Genomic DNA, 23,615 nt, shown 5'->3' with positions numbered 1-23,615 from the left:
ACCGATAAGTAGCATTCTAGTCCGCGTGCTAGTGCTGCGGCGACGTCAGGTCCAGTCGCCAGCGAGGCAGCGCGGCCCGGAGGGCGACGGTGAGCTCCAAGCGTTGCTGCGGATCGTCCAACGCCGTGCCGAATGCACTTCGAAGAGCCTTCATCCGGCTGTGGGCGGTCTGTCGAGAGATGCCGAGATCGCGGGCGTCGGCGGCCAAGGTCTGACCGCTCTCCAGGGTCGCGAGCAGGAGTTCTCCCAGGGCGAGCCGTCGGGGCGGCGACATCGCATGTAGCGCTGTGAGGTGCTTGCCGATCATGAGATCGGCAAGCAGCGGGTTGGCGTGGACGACCAGGGTGCCGAGCAGATCGGTGCAGTCGATGACGTCGCGGGCATCGATGATCGTCCCGTCGCGTAACAGCCCGGCGGCCTGACGGGCGAGCGTCAGTGCATCGGCAGCCTGTGGTGCCGTCGCCGCCGGACCCACGACGGTTTGGCCGATGAACTCGCTCGTCACCTCGTCGATGTCCCACGAGTCGGGGATCAACAGCTCGTAGGGCGAGGGGCTGGTGACGGTGCGGGGGTGATCGCGCAACGCCTGGGGAATCTCTGTCGTGAGCGACACGACGGCCCGCAGCGAGACCTGTGGATCGAGCCCGTCCAGTCCGTCGAGCGGGACAAAACGCTGTTCCAGCGGTGCGGTGCGGTGTCTGCGCGCCCGCACGAACCCGGCGTGGGCGTGGATCTGGAGGTCGGTCAGATAGGCCACGAGGTCCTCGCGCAGCTGCACCATGGTGTCGCGGGTGACCAGATCGCCGACGACCAGAGGGAGTCCTTTCTGGGTCGCCACGAGCGCGGTCCGAAATGACGCGGCCAGGTCGGCGGCGTCGAAACCGCGACGTGCCTGCCGTGCGCCGATCTGTTCCATGAGGTCCGCGACTGACCTGGCAGCGCGCTCGACGTCGGCATGCGAGTCCACGAACGTACGGACCGCGGTGCGCACGATCTCGCCGAGCAGATCGTCGTCTCCTCCGCCGGTTGCCTGCAGGATCGAGTCGGTGATGCGCTCGCGGAGTAGGTCGAGCCGGCGCGCCGACAACTCGTCGGGCGATGGGTAATGCGGCGGCCGGCGTTGGCGCGGACGATGCGTGTCGGACTTCATGGTTCCCCTTTTTCGTCGCCCCTGTTCCATGCGGGCAGGGCGCAAGGAGCAGGGGCAACGGGACTGTTCTACCCACGAAGCCGGTCCGTGAGCAAGGGGCTCTGGCCGGGGCATCGGCCGACCGGCCAAATCTTGTGACCCTGCTGACAAGTAAAGATTACGTTTTGATTACGAAGCCCGTTACTGATGCTCATCGGTAGCGCCGTGATGGGAGACACACCTAGGTTCTCGGCGAGGCGTTCACCACCGCAGAGAGCGGGTCGGCGCTGTCTCAATCCAGATAAACCAGCACCCGAGCGCACAGGCGCCGGGCCACGTATCGGAGGACCCATGGGCGGCACCGTCGAGGTCGAAGGACTCACCAAGAGCTATGGACGCCAGAACATCTGGGCGGATGTATCTCTGACCTTCCCCCAGGGTGAGATCACCGCGCTGCTCGGCCCTTCGGGCACCGGAAAGTCGGTGTTCCTCAAGTCCGTGATGGGCATCGTGCAGCCTGAAGCCGGATCGATCCTGATCGATGGCGAAGACATGGTGCGGGCCAAGGAGTCGCAGCGCCTCGAGATGCGCAAGAAGTTCGGTGTGCTGTTCCAGGACGGCGCACTGTTCGGCTCGATGAACGTTTACGACAACGTCGCCTTCCCCTTGCGTGAGCACACCAAGAAGAGCGAGACCGAGATTCGCCAGATCGTCATGGAGAAGCTCGACATGGTCGGCCTGGTCGGCCAGGAGCACAAGGTCCCCGGCGAGATCTCCGGCGGTATGAAGAAGCGCGCCGGCTTGGCCCGCTCCTTGGTGACCGATCCCGAGATCATCCTGATCGATGAGCCCGACTCGGGCCTCGACCCCGTCCGTACCTCGAACCTCGCGCAACTGTTGATGGACGTCAACACCGCGACCGACGCCACGATGCTCGTCGTCACGCACAACATCGAGCTGGCCCGGACCCTGCCGGACAACCTCGGCATGCTGTATCGCCGCGAACTCGTGATGTTCGGCCCGCGTGAAGAGTTCTTGCTGACCGATCACCCGGTCGTCTCGCAGTTCATGAGCGGTGATCCCGACGGACCGATCGGCATGAGCGAGGAGACCGACCACCGTCGCCAAGAGCCCATCGATCACGACAACTCGCCGGCGTACCCGGGCGGCGACACCATGGTGATGTCACGCCATGCCGGCGCCCGCTCGATCGAGGTCCTGCCCCGGCAGCTGCTGCCCCGTTCGGGTGCACCGCGCGCCAGCGGCGAGCGTCACCGCGACCGAGTGGCTTCCGGCGCGGCGCCGCTGTACGTCGCCGACGACGATGAACGTGAGCGAGTAAAAGGCCTTCCCAAGCGCGGTCCGCTGACCCGCGCACTCAGTTCGACCGGCGATCTGTTCGCGCTTGCCCTCGACACGTTCCGGATGATGTTCAAGCGGCCGTTCGCGGCTCGCGAGGCCCTAGAACAGTTCTGGTTCGTGGTCAGCGTCTCGTGGGTTCCCGCGATCTTGGTCGCGATCCCGTTCGGCGCCGTCATCGCGCTACAGCTCGGCACCCTGACCGTCCAGGTCGGCGCGCAGTCGTTCACGGGTGCGGCCAGCGTCCTGGCGGTGATCCAACAGGCGGCGCCCATTGTGACGACCCTCGTGATCGCGGGTGCCGGCGGTGCCGCGATCTGTGCCGAGCTGGGTGCCCGGCGGATCCGTGACGAGATCGACGCCATGAAGGTCATGGGCGTCTCCCCGATCCAACGGCTCGTCGTGCCTCGTGTGCTCGCGTGTGTGGGAGCGGCGATCCTGCTCAACGGCCTTGTCTCGGTCGTCGGCGTCCTCGGCGGCTACTTCTTCAACGTCGTCGTGCAAGGCGGCACCCCGGGCGCCTATCTTGCGAGCTTCACCGCACTGGCGCAGATCTCCGACCTGTGGGTCGGCGAGATCAAAGCCGTCATCTTCGGCTTCCTCGCCGGTGTCATCGCCTGCTACCGCGGTCTCAACACCGCGCCCGGCCCGAAGGGCGTCGGCGACTCGGTCAACCAGTCGGTCGTCATCACCTTCTTGCTGCTGTTCTTCGTCAATTTCGTCATCACCACGCTGTACCTCCAGCTGGTGCCCGGCAAGGGAGCCTGATCATGACTGGAATCAACGTGCCTGATCCGCGCTGGTACGACAAGCCGGTCGACAACCTGGCCGAGATGGGCGCCGACATCCGGTTCCACAGCCGGGTCCTGATGTGGATCCCGGCCACGCTGCGGCGCTATCCGCGCGATATCGCCCGGCTGTTGTCAGAGGTGAGCTTTGGCGCCGGCGGCCTGGCGGTCATCGGCGGCACGATCGGCGTCATGCTCGGTATGACGTTGTTCGTCGGCACCGTCGTCGGCATGCAGGGCTATGCGGCCCTCGACCAGATCGGTACGTCGACCCTCAACGGCTTCATCTCGGCCTACTTCAACACCCGCGAGATCGCCCCGCTCGTCGCGGCGCTCGCGCTCTCAGCCACGGTCGGCTCGGGCTTCACGGCCCAGCTCGGCGCGATGCGCATCAATGAAGAGGTCGACGCGCTCGACGTCATGGCGGTGCCGAGCGTGCCGTACCTCGTCACGACCCGGGTCATCGCCGGATTCATCGCGATCATCCCGCTGTACGTCATCGGACTCCTGACGTCATATGTCGGCGCTCGCATGGTCACGGTGTACTTCTACGGCCAGTCGGCTGGAACGTACGACCACTACTTCAACCTGTTCTTGCCCCCGATCGACATCTTGCTGTCGTTCCTCAAGGTGCTGATCTTCTCGGTCCTGATCATCTTGATCCACTGCCGTGCGGGCTTTAAGGCCAAGGGCGGACCGGCCGGAGTCGGCCTCGCGGTCGGCACCGCGGTCCGGCGCAGCATCGTGATCGTCGCAGTGCTCGACCTCGTGCTGTCGATGGCGCTGTGGGGCACCACCACAACCGTGAGGATCGCTGGATGAGACCACCCCGACTCGGCAACGCCATCCTCGGCGTTGTCTACATCCTCCTGATCGGCCTGTTCCTCCTGGTCGCGATGGCGTTCTACAACAAGAGCTTCGTGTCGACCACCGATATCAAGCTGACCACCGGCACGATCGGCAATGCCTTGCAGACCGGCTCCGACGTCAAACTCAACGGTGTGCCGGTGGGCACGGTCAAGAAGGTCGACACCTCGCCCGACGGCGCGACGCTCAAGCTCGCGCTGGAACCCTCGGCGTCCAAGATGCTGCCGAAGGACACGACCGCGCGGCTGCTGCCCAAGACCTTGTTCGGTGAGCGTTACGTCTCGCTGATCGTCCCCGAGCAGTCCGCGGGCACCGGCAATCTGCGCGCCGGAGACACCATCGCGCAGGACAGCTCGGATCAGGCCGTCGAACTCGAAGAGGTCTTCGACGAGCTGCTCCCGCTGTTGCAGTCGATCCAGCCCGAGAAGCTGTCGTCGATGCTCGGCGAGATGGCGACCACCTTGCGCGGTCGCGGCGGAGAGATCGGCGACTCGCTCGAAACCTGGAACACGTATCTCAAGAAGCTCAACCCGCTGGTCCCGACCATGACCGACGACCTGGAGAAGCTTGCGTCGGTCGCCACGACCTACAACGAAGCCGTGCCAGACCTGTTGTCGGCGCTCGAGTCGTTCACCGTCACGACCAACACCGTCCTGCAGGAGCGCACCAAGCTCGCCGACGTCTACGCGAGTGTCATCTCGGCAGCCGACACGACGACCGGCTGGGTCTCTGACAACCAGAATACGATCGAGATCCTGTCGGAGGAGAGCCGCGCCGCGCTGGAGGCCACCGCGCCGTATGCCAGCCAGTTCCCGTGCCTGCTGAAGGCTGCACGCCAATTCATCCCCGAGATGGACAAGACACTGGGCAAGGGCACGACCGAACCGGGCATCCACGTCCGACTCAATGTCGTGGCAGGCCGCGGCAAGTACCTTCCGGGCAAGGACGCACCCAAGTACGCCGACAACGGCAAGCCCCGTTGCCCCTATGTCACAGGGCGGACCGGGACCAAGCCGGCCTTGTCCAAGCAGGTCAGTTCCAAGCCTGCCGATGCCAAGGCGGGCAGTGACGAGCCGGCCGCTATCGTGCCGCCGCCGACCGCTTCGATCAGCAGCCTCGCGGCCACGGGTCTCGGAGATGCCAACTCGCCGGCGGAGAACCAGCTCATCGCTGAGCTGTTGGCGCCGACACAGGCCATGGCGCCGGCCGAATTCCCGGCCTGGGGCAGCCTGCTGGTCGGGCCGACCCTGCGCAACACGAAGGTGACGCTTTCATGACCAATGTCCTCATCAAGAGCGTCATCTTCACGCTCGTGACACTTTTCGCGACGGCCGCTTTGGCCACGACGATCACCAACTCCACGAAAGGCACGTCCCGCGACTATCACGCGTTGTTCTCCGACGCGACGAGCCTCAACAAGGGTGATGACGTCCGGATCGCTGGAGTCAAGATCGGCACGGTCAAGAAGGTCGAAGTCGCCGACAAGCGGATCGCGAAGGTCACGTTCACCGCCGTCGAGTCGGCCCCGCTGACGTCCGGAACCACTGCGGAATTGCGGTTTCGCAACCTGGTGGGCCAGCGCTATATCTCTCTGACTCCGCCGACCACCCCCGGAACCAAACTGACGGCCGGTTACACATTCGGCCTCGATCAGACCAAGCCCGCGCTCGATCTGACGATGCTGTTCAACGGCTTCCAGCCGTTGTTCAAATTCCTCAACCCCGAAGACGTCAACAAGCTCAGCGAGCAGATCATCTCGGTCTTCCAGGGTGAGGGCGCGACCGTCGAAGGGCTCGTGTCGAGTGCCGCGAGCCTGACCTCGACGCTTGCCGAGAAGGATCAGGTCATCGGTGAACTCATCACCAACCTCGACTCGGTGCTGACTGTCGTCAACGATCGGTCGAGCCAGCTCGACACGACCCTGATCACGATGCAGCAGCTCGTCAGCGGATTGGCCGAAGACCGCGAGGCCATCGGCAGCAGCTTGGAGGGCCTGGGCGACCTCACGACAAGTGTCGGCACGCTGTTCGAGAAGACCAGATCGCCGCTCAAGGGATCCATCACGGCTCTCGACGAGTTGTCGACCAACCTGGCCGACGCCGAACCCGTGCTCGACAGATTCTTCAAGAAGCTGCCGCTCAAGCTCGATCGCATCGGCCGTCTCGGCAGTTACGGATCGTGGCTCAACTTCTACGTCTGCTCGATCAAGGGACGGATCCCGTTGCCCGAGGGCTATATGGGCGACCTAGGTGTCAAGCCCGTCGCAGGAAGGTGCCGATGATGGCCCGCAAGAAGTACCCCGTAGCGTTCGCCGAGCGCAATCTGGTCGCCGTCGCGATCATCGGCCTGGTGGCGTTGGCACTGATCTTCTTCGTGACGTTCAGGGCCGACTCGATGCCGATCATCGGCGGAGGCAAGATCCACAGCGCCAAGTTCGCCGAAGCCGGTGGGCTGAAGAAGGGCAATGAGGTCCGCATCGCCGGAGTCAAGGTCGGCGAGGTCACGGGGCTTTCGCTCGACGGCCGGGTCGTCCTGGTCAAGTTCCGGGTCAAGGACGTCGATCTGGGCGATCAGACGACCGCCGCGGTCAAGGTCAAGACGATGCTCGGTCAGAAGTACCTGTCGATCGATCCGATGGGCCGAAAAGACCTCGATGGTGCCATCCCGTTGGCCAACACCACGACGCCCTACGACGTCAACGCCGCCTTCTCGGATCTCGCGACAACGGTTGAGGAGATCGACACCGACAAGATGGAGCAGAGCTTCGAGGTGCTCAGCGAGGCGTTCAAGGACACCCCCGAATCGGTTCGAACCCTGGTCTCAGGGCTCACTGACCTGTCGCGGACGATCTCGAGCCGCGATGAAGAATTGGCGTCGCTGTTGGAGTCGACGACTAAGGTCAGCGGAACCCTCAAGGACCGCAATGCCGAGTTCGCCAAGATCATCAACGACGGCAGTTCGCTGCTCGGCGAGCTCGAGCAGCGCCGTGATGCGGTGCACAAGATGTTGACCGGCACATCGCAGCTCAGCCTCGCGCTCACCGGAATCGTCAAGGACAACGAGGATCAGCTCAGGCCGGCCCTCGCCAAGCTCGACAAGGTCTCGGCGATCCTCAGCCGCAACCAGGACAACCTCGATGCTTCGCTGAAGAAGCTCGGTCCGTACTACCGGGTCCTCGCCTCGGCGACCGGCAACGGCCGGTGGGTCGACTCCTATATATGCGGCTTCTTCGATGCCAATCAGAATCCGGTGTTGGAGAACGACGTCGAACGCAACTGTGATCCTTCCAAGGGAGGCGGACGATGAGTCGCCGCACGATGATCCGATATGCACTGGTCGCAGCAGTCCTGGTCGCCGGCTTTGTCGGCTACCGGGCGGCCTCCGGTGGCGGCACTGAGTTCAAGGCCAAGTTCGAGGCCACGATCGGCCTGTACCCCGGCTCAGAGGTCCAGGTGCTGGGCGTTCGCGTGGGCACCGTCACGGCAGTCGAGCCCACGGGCGACAGCGTCACGGTGTCGATGCGGCTCAACAAGGGCGAGAACATCGCGGCCGACACCAATGCGGTGATCGTGGCGCCGACGATGGTCAGTGACCGGTTCGTCCAGCTCACCGAGCCCTATGTCGGCGGTGAGAAGCTCAAGGCCGGCGCGGTACTCGCTACCGAGCGCACGGCTGTCCCGGTCGAGATCGATGACCTGTACTCCAGCCTGATCGATGCGAGCGAGAAGCTCGGCCCCAATGGCGCCAATAAGAACGGTGCGTTGTCGGATCTGCTCGAGGTCGCCGCCAAGAACCTGGACGGCCAAGGCGCGGATATCAACAAGATGATTGCCGAATTCGGCAAGGCGACCGGAACGTTGTCCGACACCGGCGACGACTTCTTCGCCACTTTGGCGAACTTCAAGGAGTTCAACGACATGCTCGTGACCAACGACCGCGGGGTCGCCAACGTCAATCGGCAGTTCGCGGCGGTGACCGACTACCTCGCCGAGGACCGCCAGGACCTGGCGGAGGCCGTCGCCAACTTGGGTGACGCCTTGTCGATCGTCGACGATTTCATCGACGACAACCGCGGCAACCTCAAGACCAGCGTCGAGAACCTGCTTGGTCCGACCCAGGTACTGGTCAAGCAGAAGGACTCGCTGGAGGAGGCGGTACGCACGATCCCGTTGGTGCTGCAGAACTACCTCAAGGCCTACAACCCCAAGACCAATACGCTCGACGGTCGCGGCAACCTCAACGAGGTCAGCATCTGGGCCAATGACGGGCTGAGTGCCCAGACGTCCAAGAAGGCGCCCCCGGTGCTGTTGCCCGGAGTGGGAGGCAACGAATGAGGGGCCTGAAGATCGCAGTCGTGTCAGGTGCGGCGGCACTGACACTGAGTGGTTGCGGGATGCTCAGCGGAGGGGTCTACGACACCCCGCTGCCCGGTGGAGCCGACATCGGCTCGAATCCGATGTCGATCGAGGCCGACTTCGAAGACGTCCTCGACCTGGTACCCCAATCCAGCGTCAAGGTCGACAATGTCGCTGTCGGCAGAGTCGACCGGATCAAGCTCAACTCCGACGGCCACAGCGCCCGGGTCAAGCTCAAGATCAACGGGGACGTCAAACTTCCGGCCGGCACCACGGCGCGGTTGCAGCAGACCTCTCTCTTGGGTGAGAAATATGTTGCCCTCGTCCGGCCGACCACCCCCGTTGCCGGCGCCCCGGTCAAGACTGGGGCCAAGCTGGGGCTCGCCGAGACCGGCCAGGCCGCGCAGGTCGAGCAGGTGCTCGGAGCACTCTCATTGGTTCTCAACGGTGGTGGCATCGGACAGTTCCAGGAGATATCGCGAGAACTGCAGAAGATCTCCGACGGGCGTCCTGAGCAGATCAAGGGCTTCCTGAATGAGATGGATACCTTCGTGTCCGGCCTCGACGACCGTAAGGTCGCGATCACGTCTGCACTCGACGGCCTGAACGAACTGTCGAAGACACTCGACAACGACAAGGCCAAGATCGCCAAGGTGCTCGACGGCCTCAGCCCCGGCATGAAGGTCATGGTCGAGCAGCGCAAGCAGTTCGTCTCGATGCTGACGGCGCTCGACAAACTGTCAGACGTCACGGTCGACACACTCGACAAGGCCCAGGAAGACATCATCGCCGACTTCGAGTCGCTGGAGCCGATCCTGCAACAGCTGGCTAAAGCCGGATCCGATCTGCCGAACTCCCTGGAGATCTTGTTGACGTACCCGTTCCCCGACTCGGTGCTCGGCACCATCAAGGGCGACTATCTCAACGTCTTCATCGACACGAACTTCCGGACCGTGCCGGGGAACTGCGCGGCCATCGGCTGCGCATGGCCCCAGGTGGGCGGTTCCGCTGCTGGAACAGGCGCGTCGTACAAGCCCAAGTCGGGCAAGCCGGCGCCACCGACGTTGCTGCCGCCGACCAGTTCGCCGATGCCCGGAGCGACCGAACCGACCATCACGGTGCCCACCCCGTCACCGAGTGCCTCGGAGACGCCGTCCACGCCCGATCCCACCGAGACGACGCCCACTCCCAGCCCGGATCCCACAACTCCGTCGGCGAGCGACTCGCCCACGTCGGACGCGAGCCGTGAGAACAAGGACGGTGACAACTGATGTTGACCCGAAGCATCAAGACCAAACTCATTGCGTTCGCCATCATCGGAGCGCTTGCCACCTTGTATCTCGGCGTGAAGTACGTCGGCGTCAACGTGTTCGGCGGCGGATACATGGTCACCGTCTCGCTGCCTGAGGCCGGTGGAACATTCGCCAATGGCGAAGTCACCTACCGCGGGGTGCCGGTCGGCCGTATCAAAGAGCTGACCCCGACCAAGGACGGGATGACCGCGCGCCTGCACATCGAATCCGGTGCGCCCGATATCCCGGCCGACGTGACAGTACGAGTCGCGAACCGATCGGCGATCGGCGAACAGTACATCGATCTGCGCGGCACCTCGGCCAGCACCAAACTGCTCGCCGACGGCGATCATCTGGTCGGCACGACCGACTCGCTCCCGCCGCCGATCGACGCGGTCCTGCGTACGGGACGCGATTTCGCCAAGTCGGTGCCAGAGGAATCACTCCGCACGGTCATCGACGAGAGCTACGAGTGGTTCCGTGGCTCACATGACGATCTGGTCCGGCTGTTGGATACGTCCAAGGAGTTCGCTGAGACCGCTGACAAGAACTTCTTGATCACCCAAGGTTTGATCAAGAACTCCTCGACGGTGCTCAGCACCCAGCAGGAGTCGGCGCAGAGCATCAAGAGTTTCAGCAGCGATCTGAGTCTGCTGGCCGCGACGTTGGCGGACTCCGATGCGGATCTGCGGACCCTGATCACGAACTCACCGGCCGCAGCACGGTCGTTGGGTCGTCTGTTTGACGAAGTCGGCACCCCACTGGGTGTGCTGATGAGCAATCTTGTGTCGACGGCTCAGGTCTTCGGCACGAATGCTGCCGGTGTCGAGGATGCGTTGATCCGCATTCCCGAGGCACTCAGCATTGGCTGGGCGATCAACACCTCCAAGGGGGTGAATCTCGGGCTCGCCCAGACATACTTCGATCCACTCCCATGCACGAGTGGATATGGCGGGACCACGGTACGGCCGGGTCTGCAGACCGCCGACGGAAAGCCGTTCAACCGTGCGGCAGGCTGCACATTGAAGCCGTCGAGTGGGGTCAATGTCCGTGGTCCCAACAGCGTGCCAAAATCAGCGTCGAAGTCGTCGTCTGGTCGGGCATCGCGTAGCGGGGCTCCGGCGGCGGCGAAGATCACCGTCCCGACCACCCTTGGGGACCTCATGGGTGGCGCCGAATGAGTACCGATCAGATCGAGGTCACGATGCCAGACGAGTTGACGATCACCGAGCCCGAATCCCCGCCGCGTCGCGCATGGCTGCCGTGGGCTCTGCTCGGGCTGGCGCTCGTCGTGGCGGTCTCGGGACTCTTCGCCTGGCGCAGTGCCGCAGGTGACGACGCGATTGCCATGGCCAAGACACGCGACACCGTGCTGATCACGGCTACCCAGCACATCTCGACGCTCAACTCCCTCGACTATCGCAAGGTCGACGAGGGGCTCAAGGGCTGGGCGGCAGTCACGACCGGCACGCTGCACGATCAACTCGCAGCAGTCGACAAAGAGAACCGTGCGCTGCTGGCGGACCAGAAGAAGATCTCGGTCGGCAAGGTCATCGATTCGGCTGTGGTCAGCTTGGAAGACACCACGGCCACCGTCATCGCCGCGGTCGAGATCACCGTGACCGACGACGCCAAAAAGGGTTCAGAGCCGACGGTGAAACGCAATCGATTCAGCGCTGACCTGGTCAAGGTCAAAGGGAAATGGAAGTTGGAGAACTTGCAGCAGGTAGCGGTGAACCTTTCATGACGATGGTGCGCAATACGTGGCGAGTCGCCCTGGCCGGACTTCTGGTCGCGGTCGGACTGTTCGGCTGGTGGATGGCTCACGATCTGACGTCCACCTCGGCGGCCAAGAACCTCGCTCTGACCGATGCCGCGGCGACCTCGCGGGTGCAGTCGGAGGTTTCGCGGGCTCTCACCAGCGTGCTGAGCTACGACTACGCCAATCCGGCGCTGGCCGAAACGGCAGCACGCGAGATGCTCACGGGCAATGCCGGCAAGGAGTACAAGACACTGCTGACCTCACTGGAAAAACGTGCTCCGGGGCAGAAGTTGGTCTTGACTGCGGTCATCCAGTCGGTCGGGGTCAAGAATCTGACCGACAAGGAAGCCAGCCTGCTGGTCTTCCTCGATCAGTCGAGCCAGCGTGCCGAGGACGGCGAGGCGAGCTACTCGGCCGCTCAGCTGTCGGTCAAGGCCAAGAAGGTCGGCAAGACCTGGAAAATCTCTGGGCTGACACCGCTCTAAAACACTGCGTTTCTGGACAACATGTCCACACTTTGAGACCGTCGTCTCGCTGAGTGAGCTACTGGCCAACTAGGGTTGGGCTTTCACTTCTCTGAGCAAGGACGATCCCGTTGTTCCAGAAGATCCTGGTCGCCAACCGTGGCGAAATTGCAATTCGAGCTATCCGTGCCGCCCACGAACTGGGCGTCGAAACAGTAGCGGTCTTCCCATACGAGGACCGTGGTTCCGAGCACCGAGTACGCGCCGACGAGGCGTATCAAATCGGTGAACGGGGCCACCCGGTGCGGGCCTACCTCGACCCACAGGCCATCGTCGCGGCTGCCGTCGCCGCGGGCGCAGATGCCGTCTACCCCGGCTACGGCTTCTTGTCGGAGAACCCAGACCTTGCGGAGGAGTGCCACGCTGCGGGAATCACGTTCATCGGTCCGCCCAAGGAAGTTCTGGAGCTGACCGGCAACAAGGCATCGGCGATCGCTGCGGCCAAGGCTGCCGGCGTCCCGACGTTGAAGTCGGTCGAACCGTCAGCTGACGTCGACCAGTTGGTGGCCGATTCCGAGGTTCTGACGTATCCGCTGTTCGTCAAAGCTGTTGCCGGCGGTGGCGGTCGTGGAATGCGCCGGGTCGACGATCCGGCCAAGCTGCGCGAGTCGATCGAAGCCGCGATGCGTGAAGCCGATGGCGCGTTCGGTGATCCGACCTGCTTCATCGAAGAAGCAGTCGTGGACGCCCGGCACATCGAGGTACAGATCTTGGCCGACTCGGCCGGGTCTGTGGTCCACCTACATGAACGTGACTGTTCGGTGCAGCGACGCCACCAGAAGGTCGTCGAGATCGCCCCAGCACCGCACCTGCCCGATGAGATCCGCGAGTCGATGTGCGCCGACGCGGTCAAGTTCGCCACATCGATCAACTACTCGTGCGCGGGCACTGTCGAGTTCCTGCTGGGTGCCGATGGGCGCTATGTCTTCATCGAGATGAATCCCCGTATTCAGGTCGAGCACACCGTGACCGAAGAGGTCACCAACGTCGACCTGGTGCAGGCCCAGATGCGGATCGCCGGCGGGGAGACCCTGTCTGACCTCGGACTCGCGGTCCAAGATGAGATCAGGGCCCGCGGATTCGCACTGCAATGTCGCATCACGACCGAGGATCCGACCAACGGCTTCCGGCCGGACACCGGCACCATCACGTCCTACCGCTCGCCGGGCGGGCCGGGTGTCCGGCTCGACGGCGGCACGACGTTCACCGGTGCGGTCGTCAGCGCGCACTTCGACTCGCTGCTGTCGAAGCTGACCTGCCGTGGCCGTAACTTCGAAGAGACCGTGACCCGCGCCGAGCGCGCACTGTCGGAGTTCCATGTCGGCGGGGTCTCGACCAATGTGCCGTTCCTGAAGGGGCTGCTGGCCAACGCCGACTTCCGGGCCGGTCACGTCACGACGTCCTTCATCGAACAGCACCCCGAGCTGTTGAACGCCCATGGTGCTTCGGATCCGGCCGGCAAGATCTTGTCGTGGCTGGCAGACGTGACGGTCAACAAGCCGAATGGCGGATCGCCGACCAGCATCGACCCGGTCTCCAAGCTGCCCAAGATCGACCTGTCCGCGCCGGCTCCTGCAGGTTCGCGCCAGCGGCTGCTCGAACTCGGACCTGAAGGCTTCGCCGCAGCTCTGCGCCAAAGCGAGACGGTCGGCGTCACCGACACGACATTCCGCGATGCGCACCAGTCGCTGCTCGCTACACGGGTGCGTACCCGTGATCTCGTACAGGTCGCGCCGTACGTCGCCCGGATGACGCCGCAGCTGCTGTCGATCGAGGCTTGGGGCGGCGCGACATACGACGTGGCATTGCGGTTCTTGAAGGAAGATCCGTGGGACCGGCTCGCGGCAATGCGTCAGGCAGCTCCCAATATCTGCCTACAGATGCTGCTGCGGGGACGCAATACGGTCGGTTACACGCCATATCCGACCGAGGTCACCGATGCGTTCGTGGCCGAGGCGGCTGCGACCGGAATCGACATCTTCCGTATCTTCGACGCGCTCAACGACGTCGACCAGATGCGTCCGGCCATCGAAGCCGTCAGGGCGACCGGAACCGCCGTAGCCGAGGTGGCACTGTGCTACACCGGTGATCTGTCGAATCCGGCCGAGAAGCTGTACACGCTCGACTATTACCTCGAACTCGCCGACCGGATCGTCGATGCCGGCGCGCACATCTTGGCGATCAAGGACATGGCCGGTCTGTTGCGGGCTCCGGCTGCGCGGACGCTCGTCATGGCCTTGCGTGAGCGCTTCGACCTGCCGGTGCATCTGCACACCCACGACACTGCTGGCGGTCAGATGGCGACCTTGGTTGCATCGATCGTCGCTGGTGTCGATGCAGTCGATGTGGCTTCGGCGGCATTGGCCGGCACCACGTCGCAGCCGTCGATGTCGGGGTTGGTCGCGGCGACCAACTATGCGGCCCGCACGACGGGGCTCGATATCGATGCGGTCAACGCTCTTGAGCCCTACTGGGAGGCGACGCGACGACTGTATGCCCCGTTCGAGTCGGGTCTGCCGGCGCCGACCGGGCGGGTCTACCGGCACGAGATTCCCGGTGGGCAGCTGTCGAACCTTCGCCAGCAGGCCATTGCGCTGGGACTGGGCGAGAAGTTCGAGCAGATCGAGGACATGTACGCCGCGGCGAACGACATCCTCGGCAATGTCGTCAAGGTGACCCCTTCGTCCAAAGTCGTGGGTGACCTGGCGTTGCATCTGGTCGCGGTCGGTGCCGATCCGGCTGCGTTCGCCGACGATCCGGCCTCCTTCGACATCCCCGAGTCGGTCATCGGATTCCTGTCCGGTGAGTTGGGCGATCCGCCCGGCGGTTGGCCCGAGCCGTTCCGCAGCAAGGCCCTGCAGGGTCGAACCGCCAAGAACGGCGTGACCGAGTTGTCGCCGGACGATATCGCGGGTCTTGAGTCCGACCGCCGACAGACGCTCAATCGGTTGCTGTTCCCAGGGCCGACCAAGGAGTTCGAAGCGGCTCGCGCAGAGTTCGGCGATCTGACATCTGTTCCGACCGAAGCGTTTCTCTATGGCCTGAAACAGGATGTCGAGACCGAGGTCGAGGTTGCGGAGGGGCAACTGCTGCTGTTCGGCGTCGAGGCCATCGGCGATGCCGACGAGCGCGGAATGCGCAATGTTCTCGGCACGATCAACGGTCAGTTGCGTCCCACCGAAGTGCGGGATCGTGCAGTCGATTCCAAGGTCACCGCCGCGGAGAAGGCTGAGCCCGGCAATCCGCTGCAGGTCGCGGTACCGTTCGCAGGTGTCGTCCACGCTCTGGTGGCTGAAGGCGACACCGTGGAGGCCGGTCAGACGGTTGCGACGATCGAGGCCATGAAGATGGAAGCCTCGATCACCGTGCCGAACGCCGGAACCGTAGCCCGTCTGGTCATCAGCAAGACCCAGCAAGCAGAAGGTGGCGACCTGTTGCTCGTCCTGGCCTGACACCGATTCCTTCCGGGCGGTGACCTGGCGGCGTATGTCTTCGATGGAATGCGCTCCACGTCATCGCCCGGGGATACCGGAGCTGTGTCAGGATGGACCAAAAGGGGCCACATATGACGCAGGAACTTCCAGTCAGGCAGGCTTCGAGCACGCCTTACGTCAGTCACTTCACCGAACTCATGCAGACCGTGCGGGAGGCCGGACTGCTTGAGCGGCGTCACGTCTACTACTGGCTGCAGATCGGCGTGCATGTCGCGGCGTTCTTCGGGATCTGGGTGGGCTTCTTCCTGCTCGGCAACTCGTGGTTCCAGCTGATCCTGGCCGCTGCGCTCGGTGTCATCGTGACCCAGTTCGGCTTCCTTGGCCACGACGCGGCGCACCGCCAAATGTTCACGTCGGCCAAATGGAATGAATGGACTGCCCGCATCCTGGCCGGAGCATTCGCCGGATTGAGCTTCGCGTGGTGGCGGCGCAAGCACAATATGCACCACAAGGGGCCGAACCTGGAAGGCTATGACCCCGATATCGGCCCCGGTGCGATCGCCTTTACCCCCGGCATCGTGGCCGAGCGGACGACAGGATTCGCCGGTTGGTTCGTCAAACGTCAGGGCTGGCTGTTCTTCCCGCTGCTGACACTCGAAGGCTTGAATCTGCACGCCGAGAGCATCCGTGCGGCCCGCGACAAGACCTCGAATCAGCCGTGGCGACGCACCGAGTTGTTCCTCGTCGTGAGTCGCCTGACGGTGTACGTCGTGATCCTGCTGGCCTTCTTGCCGCTGGGCAAGGCGTTGGCATTCTTCGCGCTGCAGATGGCGGTGTTCGGCTTCTGTCTGGGCGCATCCTTCGCCCCCGCCCATAAGGGAATGCCGATCATCCCGCCGGAGATGAAGCTCGACTTCCTGCGCCGCCAGGTCATGGTGTCGCGCAATGTGCGGGGAAATCCGGTGGTCGACTGGGCGATGGGCGGTCTGAACTATCAGATCGAGCATCACCTGTTCCCGAACATGCCGCGCTGCAACTTGCGCAAGGCCCAGCCGTACGTCAAAGAACACTGCGAGCGCGAGGGAATCGACTATATGGAGGTCGGCCTGTTCACCTCGTACGCGATCGTCATCGACTATCTCAACAATGTCGGTATCAGGGCGCGGGATCCGTTCGACTGTCCGCTGGCTGCCCAACTCCGCGGCTAACAACGCTCGCGAGTCACTTACTCACCGACGGCGAGTCACTGGGTCACACCTCAGCGACTCGCCGTCGGTAATTTGGTGACTCGCGACCGGTAATTTGGTGACTCGCGAGCATTGGGGCTATTTGACGAGGACTCCGCCGTCGATGGGCAGGGCCACGCCCGTGATGTAGCGGGCCTCTTCGGAGGCCAGGAACAGCACGGCATTGCTGACGTCGATCGACTCGACCCACGGGATCGGGTACAAGATGCTGTCACCCGAAGCTTGAGCGAAGTCCTCCTTGGTCGGATTCTCCAGGTCAGGGCTGAACAGCTTGTACATATCGTCGTGCTGGACCATCGGTGTGTCGACCTGGGTCGGATTGACGGTGTTGACCCGGATATGGTGCTCGGCGAGCTCCTGGGCCAGCGTCTTCATGAGTCCGACGACACCATGCTTGGCCGAGACGTAGTGGCCGACACCGCCATATGAACGAAGGCCGGCAACCGATGAAGTGAGAATGATCGATCCGCCAGTGCCCTGAGCGATGAGGTGTGGGATCGCAGCCTTGGCAGTACGCCACACCCCGCTGAGATTGATGTCGATCATCTGCGCCCAGGTCTCCTCCGAGAGCTCATCGACGGCGCCAAACGACAAGATCCCGGCATTGGCCGAGACAATGTCGACATGGCCGAACTTCTCGACCCCGGCCTCGAGGGCGATGCGCAACGAGTCGAAGTCCCTGACGTCGGCGTGCGCCGAGTAGATGCGCCGCCCAGTTGCTTCGACCTGCCTGATCGTCTCAGCCAGGTCTTCCTCGGTCGCCATCGGATACGTCACGGTGTCGATGTCCTTCAGCGCATCGACCGCGATGATGTCGGCGCCCTCTTCGGCGAGCCGCACCGCGTGGCTGCGTCCCTGTCCGCGAGCCGCCCCGGTGATGAATGCGACTTTGCCTTCAACTCGACCTGTCATGGTGTGTGTCCTCCTCGGGTGTGACGGCCACATGCGTGGCCGCAGTCCTACTTGATCAGCACGCCGGCATCGACCGGCAGTGCGACACCTGTGATGTATCTGGACTCGTCGGAGAGCAGAAACAACACGGAATTGCTGACGTCCCGAGACTCCACCCACGGTATGGGAAGAGCGTTCATTGCTTGCGAGATCGGGGCGAAATTCTCGCGAGTGGGATTCTCGATATCGGGGCAGAACAGTCGATACATCGGATCGTTCATGATCATCGGAGTGTCGACCTGGGTCGGATTGACGGTGTTGACCCGGACGTGGTGCTCGGCGAGCTCTTGCGCCAGGGTCTTCATCAACCCGTTGATGCCGTGCTTGGCAGCGGTGTAGTGCGCGATGTTGGCGTACCCCTTGAGACCTGCCGCTGAACTCGTCAGGACGATCGATCCGCCAGTCGCCTGTCGAACGAGGTGCGGGACTGCGGCCTTGACGGTGCGCCAGGTGCCACCGAGGTTGATGTCGACCACGGTGTGCCACTGCTCCTCGGTGATCTCATGTGTCGGTGCCGGGGAGTTGATGCCCACGTTGGCGCACACCCCGTCGAGCCGACCGAGCTCGGCGATGCCCTCCGTCAGCGCGTCGTCAAGTGAGGTGAAGTCGCGGACGTCAGCGGTGCGCGTGACGATGCGACGCCCCAACGTCTGGACGAGGCGCGCGGTCTCGTCCAGGTCGCTCTTGGTCGCGAGCGGATACGGCACTTCCGCGATGTCCTCGCAGAGATCGACCGCGATGATGTCGGCGCCCTCTTCGGCGAGCCGCACCGCGTGGCTGCGTCCCTGTCCGCGGGCCGCGCCAGTGACGAACACGACCTTGCCTTGCATGCGTCCGGTCATTTGATGACCCCGTATCGCCTGCGGTCGATAGTCAGGGCCACCGCCGCGATCACGACAGCACCCTTCACGATCAGTTGGGTGTAAGGATCGACTGAGGTGATGTCCATGCCGGAGCTCAGCAGAACGATGACGAGTGCGCCGAGGATCGTGCGGTGCGGCCCGCCGACGCCACCCGACAGCGCGGTCCCTCCGACGACGATCGCGGCGATCGAATTGAGCAGGCTCGCATCGGCACCCATCGGAACGCCTGTGCTGGCCTGCCCCGTGAAGATGATGCCCGCGATTGCGGCAACCGCACCGGCCAGCGCGAAGACCGCGAGTTTGATCATGCGCACGCGGACGCCGCTGAGCGCCGCAGCCCGTTCGTTGCCGCCGACCGCGTACATGTGCCGACCGAATGGGGTCGCGAACGCGACGACGGTGGCGATCGCGGTCAAGACAATCGCGATCAACGCGCCGTTGGGGATACCGGGAACCGTGGAGTCGTTGACCAGCTTTTGCAGCAGCCCCGACTGGTACGACACGGGGCCGCCATTGGAGATCGAATTCGAGATTCCGTTGAGGATTGACATCATGCCGAGCGTCACAAGGAAGGACGGAACCTTGAGCCAAGTGGTGATGATGCCGTTGACGAGGCCAACCAAGGCACCGATGCCGATGACCATGACGATCGCAAGGACTCCGCCGAAGTCATCGATCCAGGTCGCAATCAGAATTCCGGCCAGGGTCGCATTGGCCGCGACCGACAAGTCGATGCCGCCGATCAGGATCACGAACGTGCCGGCGAGCGCGACGACTGTCAGGAACGCCATCTGACGCAGGATGTTCTGCGCAGAGTCGGTTGAAACGAAGGATGAGGTCTGCGCCTGAAAGTAGATGATCAATGCGATGACTGCGACGATCGGCACCAGGACGTTGCGGTGCTGATCGATGCGTGCGAGTAAGGAGTCGCCTCCCCGCGATGGTGGGGACGCTGGCGGCCGTGATGATGGCGGCTGGGGCGTCAGTACGTTCTGGGTCACAGTTTCCTCACATCATGTGCTTGATGACGTCGACCTCGGTCGGCTTGGCATGGGTGGGTGAGCTCAGCTCGGCGGTCACGGTGCCGTCCTTCATGACGACGATGCGGTCGGACATGCCGATGAGCTCCTCGAGCGACTCTCCGCACAGCAGGACGCCGATGCCGGAGGCCGCCATGGTGCGGATCAAGGCGTAGATCTCTTCACGGGTTCCGACGTCGATGCCTCGGGTCGGATCGTTGAGCACGAGGACCCGACACGGTCGGCCCTGCCACCGGGCGAAGACGGCCTTCTGCTGATTTCCGCCACTGAGCTCACCGATCGGGGTGCCCAGATTCGCAGCCTTGATCTGCAGACGTCCGGCGAGCTCCTGGGTGCGCTGTCGTTCCTCACCGAGGCGCAGGAGTCGAGTAGCGCGGTTCTGGATCAGATCGAGGAATCCGATCGAGATGTTCGACCGGACCGACGTCGTCACGAACAGCGAGTCGTGAACCCTTTCCGGAGGGACGAAGAGTACGCCTTCCTGGACAGCCCTCGGCACGCTCCAATGGTGATGACGTTTGCCGTCGAGCCAGACCTCGCCGTGGTTGAAGTGCTCGGCGCCGGCGACGGCGGCCGCGACGGACGACTTGCCCGATCCGATGACGCCTGCCAGTCCGACGATCTCTCCTGGCCTGATCTGCAGGTCGACGTCGCGGAACTCGCCGACCAGTGTTGCCGACCGCAGCTCGATGATCGGTACGTCAGACGATGCGCCTCGCTGCTCGTCCTCGCGGTAGTAGTCGGTGCTCCGTTCGGTGCCCACCATGAGCTCGTGCAGGTGTTCGGCGGAGATGCCCTGATTGGGGAGTGTCTCGATCGCGCGACCGTCGCGCAGCACGAGCAGCCGGGTGCTGATGCGCAGCACGTCCCCCAGGATGTGCGAGACGAAGATGAACGAGACCCGATCTCGCCAGCGTTCGACCAGCGAGAACAGGATTTCGACCTCGCTCTCGGTCAGTGCGCTCGTGGGTTCGTCCAGCAGGATCACCGGCGCGGCGTCGCTGGACTGACTCCGCGAGAACGCCTTGGCGATCTCGACGAGTTGACGTTGCGGGTATGTCAGATCGACTACGACCTGGTCAGGCTCGACATCCTCGATGTGCAGCTCGTGAAGCAGAGTGCGGGCCGCCTCACGTAGTCGGCTCCGGCGGCCGGGACCGCGTCCGCCGACCGCTGTCTCGCGGCCGAGGAAGATGTTCTCGTAGACCCGCAACGAATCGACCAAAGCCTGTTCCTGCACGACGACCGCGATACCGAGCGCGCTCAATGCTCGTGGATCGCCTAACGGAACCGCTTGCCCCCGCACGCGCATGGTGCCCGTGTCAGGTCGGACAGTTCCGCTGAGCACCCCGATCAGGGTCGACTTGCCCGCTCCGTTCTCTCCGATGAGACCCAGAACCTCTCCTGGGCGCACGTCCAAGGAGACATCGCGCAGCGCGTGCACGGGGCCGTAGCTCTTGGAGACATTGGCGAGCTCGATCGTTGACGAAGAGTTCATGGCCTAGGCGACGAGATCGCTCTTGAACTCGAATAGCGGCCCGGTCTTGAAGGCTGCGTCATACGTCGAGCGGACGCCTGCGATGTCGGCCGTGTCCCAGGCGGCATTGAGTTTGTACTGCGTCTCGGGAACCCCGGCGTAGTACTCCTTGGGATCGATCGGATTGAGGACTGTCTGCGGATCCCACGAGTCAGGATTGAGCGCCTTGCTCATCTTGGACCAGTCGAAGGGCAACTCCTTCTTGTAGATGGAGCTGAGCACCTTCGAGGCCGAATCGGGATTGACGAGCAGTGCGCCCTGGCCGAGGAAGGTCTCTGGCAGCGAGAACTTGACGCCGTTGAGAGCATCGAACGTCGTGACGCCGAGGAGCCCGGCAGTAAGACCGCCGATCGTCGCGCTGGTCAGATATTGCTTGCCGTCGGCGATGTACTCGACGTTTTGCTGGTTGCCGTCGAAGCCGACCACGATCTTGTCCTTAATGCCCTGGGCGCCGAGTGCCGCGATGACGCCAGCAGCTTCGGAGTCGTTCTGGGCGAAGACTCCGACGAAGTCCTTGACCTTGGGCAGAATGTTCGTGAACGACTTGCGGGCGTCCTCCGACGTCCAGTTTCCAGGCGACGCCGTGACGATCGTGATGTTGGGGTAGTCCTTGAGCGTCTGGTTGAGGCCGGCTGTCCGCTGATCGTCGGCCGAGGAGCCCTTGGCGCCGGGTACATGGATGATCGTGCCTTCGCCGCCGACCTTGTCGAACAGGGCCTTGGCTGTGGCGGCGGCGATCTTGGTCGACTGCGGCGTGATGAAGCGGACCCACTTGTCGGCGTCTGCCGGGGTGTACCACGGGGGTGCGGTGTAGGAGCTCGCGTAGAGAATTCCGGCGGCCTGTGCGGCCTTCGTGACGGCCGCGGCCTGAGCTTCAGTGGCAGGTGTCCCGAAGATCGACTTGCCACCGGCGGCCTTGACGTTGCCGACCTGGCCCAGAGCGGTGTTGACGTTGCCCTGATCTTCGAGCGAAGCCATGTCGACCCCGAGTGCCTGCATCGCCTGCTTGCCGCCGTCGTTGAACGCAACGAAGAAGTCATTCGACAATGTCGTGACCTGGCACCACGTTTTCTCGCGGACCTTGCCGGCCGCGGCACCGGCGGTCTTGGTTCCCGTGCTGGGGCCGCTGCTGCTGCCACCGCACGCGCTGAGTCCTACCGCGATACCTGCCGCGCCGGCGACGGCGAGGAACGACCGTCGCGACACGGGATTCGGGAAGTGTCCGTTCCGCGCATAGTCGACGATCTTCGATTCGTTTGAAGCCATGATCTGATTCCTTCGTGCAGTGGCCGGAGGGCCGGAGTGGGGGGATCGCCGCGGGGTCGGCAACCGTGTCGGCGGCTTTCAGGAGGTGGGCGCGTCCGCTGCCAGGTGCTGGACGAACCAGCGGGTGGCGTGTTCTGCGGCGGCCGCGAGCTTGCTGCGGTCGCTGTACAGCGTCATGTGGGATGTGTGGGGGAGGACGACAAGTTCCTTCTTGGCAGAAGGGATCGCGTTGTAGCTCTCGATCTCCAGATCCCACAGCGTCAGGTCATCGCCCTCGGCCACGATCATGAGCGAGGGGGTGTCGTAGATGCGATCGACGAAGTAGTTGACGTCGTAGTTGAGCAGCAGGTCGACCGATTCCATCGTGCTGAGGTTCTGGTACAGCGGCGCCTCGGTGGCTTGCAGCTGGGCGAACGTCGTCTTGGTCTCGGGGAAGGGCCACGCCGACAGCTCGTTCTCGGGATCTTCCGAGGAGTGTGGCAGATAGGTCCGCTTCGACGGATCGTCGTAACGCAGCTGACGGTCTTCGAGGATCGCGGCCCAAAGGCGGCGGTAGCCCAGCGTCCCGTGAATGCGGCGCATGTTGCGGTAGCCGTCAACCACCGGGATCTGGCTCACGATGGCCTTGACTCGCGGGTCGGTCGCGGCGAGCACCAGGACGTGCCCTCCGGAGTAGGAGATGCCCCAGGCGCCGAGCCGATCGGCGTCGATGCCGTCGGTGCGCTCCAGGAAGCTCAGCGCATTGCGGTAGTCGACGATCTGGGCGGTGGGATCGAGGTGCTGGCGCGGTTCGCCGTCGGAGACGCCGAGATTGCGGTAGTCGAACACGAGCGCGGCGATCCCGGCTTGCGCGAATGTCTCGGCGTAGTACGGCATCACGAGTTCGCGGACGTAGCACCATCCACCTGCCAGGACGACGGCAGGAACGTCGTGACCGGCGCTACCTTCCGGGCGGTAGAGCCAGCCGCGGACCGTCGTCCCGTCGCTGGTGAACTCAACTTCTTCTCGGCGCATCTACGCCTCCTCGTGATGGGGGTCACACTTACTGTCAAGTGATACTGGACACTAGATCGAGGGGTGTCGTCAAGTGTTACTGGACAAATTTTTGTAAAGTGTCACTGGACACTCTGGCGAGAGGGCGGCTACTGTCCCACATGTCAAGCGTTGGATTCGACGTCGAAAACGAGAGGGGGCGCCCTGA

At 63.7% G+C, this 23,615-nt stretch carries 19 protein-coding genes and 1 pseudogene; 12 read left to right on the top strand and 8 right to left on the bottom strand.

Annotated features, from left to right (window positions below; all coding sequences use genetic code 11):
• Positions 1–28: 28 nt before the first annotated feature.
• Positions 29–1,150, bottom strand: a complete 1,122-nt coding sequence (locus ACXJKC_RS07080; RefSeq protein ID WP_456695984.1) for a helix-turn-helix domain-containing protein — start codon at positions 1,148–1,150, stop codon at positions 29–31.
• 330 nt (positions 1,151–1,480) lie between these two features.
• Here ACXJKC_RS07080 and ACXJKC_RS07075 point away from each other — a divergent pair, with 330 nt between their 5' ends.
• The 12 genes from ACXJKC_RS07075 (at position 1,481) to ACXJKC_RS07020 (ending at position 16,718) form a co-directional block, all read left to right on the top strand.
• The gene (locus tag ACXJKC_RS07075; RefSeq protein WP_456695983.1) at positions 1,481–3,256 is read left to right on the top strand and encodes an ABC transporter permease; all 1,776 of its coding nucleotides are present in this window, start codon (positions 1,481–1,483) and stop codon (positions 3,254–3,256) included.
• A 2-nt stretch (positions 3,257–3,258) separates the two neighbouring features.
• Entirely contained in the window at positions 3,259–4,098 is an 840-nt protein-coding gene (locus tag ACXJKC_RS07070; protein WP_456695982.1) for an MlaE family ABC transporter permease, read from the top strand.
• On the top strand, positions 4,095–5,420 hold the full coding sequence (locus ACXJKC_RS07065) for an MCE family protein (protein ID WP_456695981.1): 1,326 nt from the start codon (positions 4,095–4,097) through the stop codon (positions 5,418–5,420). Before ACXJKC_RS07070 ends, ACXJKC_RS07065 begins: the two co-directional genes overlap by 4 nt.
• Positions 5,417–6,424, top strand: coding sequence for an MCE family protein (locus tag ACXJKC_RS07060; protein ID WP_456695980.1), 1,008 nt, complete (start codon positions 5,417–5,419; stop codon positions 6,422–6,424). The genes ACXJKC_RS07065 and ACXJKC_RS07060 overlap by 4 nt, the downstream gene beginning before the upstream one ends.
• Entirely contained in the window at positions 6,424–7,449 is a 1,026-nt protein-coding gene (locus ACXJKC_RS07055) for an MCE family protein (RefSeq protein ID WP_456695979.1), read from the top strand. The genes ACXJKC_RS07060 and ACXJKC_RS07055 overlap by 1 nt, the downstream gene beginning before the upstream one ends.
• On the top strand, positions 7,446–8,477 hold the full coding sequence (locus tag ACXJKC_RS07050; RefSeq protein WP_456695978.1) for an MCE family protein: 1,032 nt from the start codon (positions 7,446–7,448) through the stop codon (positions 8,475–8,477). Before ACXJKC_RS07055 ends, ACXJKC_RS07050 begins: the two co-directional genes overlap by 4 nt.
• Positions 8,474–9,769 (top strand): MCE family protein, encoded by a 1,296-nt coding sequence (locus ACXJKC_RS07045; RefSeq protein WP_456695977.1) that lies wholly within the window; start codon positions 8,474–8,476, stop codon positions 9,767–9,769. Before ACXJKC_RS07050 ends, ACXJKC_RS07045 begins: the two co-directional genes overlap by 4 nt.
• Positions 9,769–10,971 carry an MlaD family protein gene (locus tag ACXJKC_RS07040; protein WP_456695976.1) on the top strand — a complete coding sequence of 401 codons (1,203 nt, stop codon included), beginning with the start codon at positions 9,769–9,771 and terminating at the stop codon, positions 10,969–10,971. Before ACXJKC_RS07045 ends, ACXJKC_RS07040 begins: the two co-directional genes overlap by 1 nt.
• Positions 10,968–11,537: a hypothetical protein gene (locus ACXJKC_RS07035; RefSeq protein ID WP_456695975.1), complete on the top strand. Its 570-nt coding sequence runs from the start codon at positions 10,968–10,970 to the stop codon at positions 11,535–11,537. Before ACXJKC_RS07040 ends, ACXJKC_RS07035 begins: the two co-directional genes overlap by 4 nt.
• Positions 11,534–12,037, top strand: a complete 504-nt coding sequence (locus tag ACXJKC_RS07030; protein ID WP_456695974.1) for a hypothetical protein — start codon at positions 11,534–11,536, stop codon at positions 12,035–12,037. Before ACXJKC_RS07035 ends, ACXJKC_RS07030 begins: the two co-directional genes overlap by 4 nt.
• A gap of 110 nt (positions 12,038–12,147) precedes the next feature.
• The gene (locus ACXJKC_RS07025; protein ID WP_456695973.1) at positions 12,148–15,528 is read left to right on the top strand and encodes a pyruvate carboxylase; all 3,381 of its coding nucleotides are present in this window, start codon (positions 12,148–12,150) and stop codon (positions 15,526–15,528) included.
• A 113-nt stretch (positions 15,529–15,641) separates the two neighbouring features.
• Complete coding sequence (locus tag ACXJKC_RS07020) at positions 15,642–16,718, top strand: fatty acid desaturase family protein (RefSeq protein ID WP_456695972.1); 1,077 nt, start codon at positions 15,642–15,644, stop codon at positions 16,716–16,718.
• 117 nt (positions 16,719–16,835) lie between these two features.
• Here ACXJKC_RS07020 and ACXJKC_RS07015 read toward each other — a convergent pair whose 3' ends face one another.
• From ACXJKC_RS07015 to ACXJKC_RS06985, 7 genes and pseudogenes are all read right to left on the bottom strand, one after another.
• Entirely contained in the window at positions 16,836–17,669 is an 834-nt protein-coding gene (locus tag ACXJKC_RS07015; protein WP_456695971.1) for a mycofactocin-coupled SDR family oxidoreductase, read from the bottom strand.
• A gap of 47 nt (positions 17,670–17,716) precedes the next feature.
• Complete coding sequence (locus ACXJKC_RS07010; protein ID WP_456695970.1) at positions 17,717–18,550, bottom strand: mycofactocin-coupled SDR family oxidoreductase; 834 nt, start codon at positions 18,548–18,550, stop codon at positions 17,717–17,719.
• Positions 18,547–19,572, bottom strand: coding sequence for an ABC transporter permease (locus tag ACXJKC_RS07005; protein WP_456695969.1), 1,026 nt, complete (start codon positions 19,570–19,572; stop codon positions 18,547–18,549). The genes ACXJKC_RS07010 and ACXJKC_RS07005 overlap by 4 nt, the downstream gene beginning before the upstream one ends.
• A gap of 7 nt (positions 19,573–19,579) precedes the next feature.
• Complete coding sequence (locus tag ACXJKC_RS07000) at positions 19,580–20,377, bottom strand: ATP-binding cassette domain-containing protein (RefSeq protein ID WP_456696148.1); 798 nt, start codon at positions 20,375–20,377, stop codon at positions 19,580–19,582.
• Positions 20,378–20,584: 207 nt separating this feature from the next.
• A pseudogene (locus ACXJKC_RS06995) lies at positions 20,585–21,034 on the bottom strand (ATP-binding cassette domain-containing protein); the annotation flags it as partial.
• A 78-nt stretch (positions 21,035–21,112) separates the two neighbouring features.
• Entirely contained in the window at positions 21,113–22,414 is a 1,302-nt protein-coding gene (locus tag ACXJKC_RS06990) for a sugar ABC transporter substrate-binding protein (protein ID WP_456695968.1), read from the bottom strand.
• 78 nt (positions 22,415–22,492) lie between these two features.
• Positions 22,493–23,428 (bottom strand): alpha/beta hydrolase, encoded by a 936-nt coding sequence (locus ACXJKC_RS06985; RefSeq protein WP_456695967.1) that lies wholly within the window; start codon positions 23,426–23,428, stop codon positions 22,493–22,495.
• Between the last annotated feature and the right edge of the window lie 187 nt (positions 23,429–23,615).

The organism is Aeromicrobium sp. P5_D10 (genome assembly GCF_054049535.1).
The sequence above is the reverse complement of the archived record's forward strand: the minus strand, read 5'-3'. Positions and strand labels throughout refer to the sequence as shown.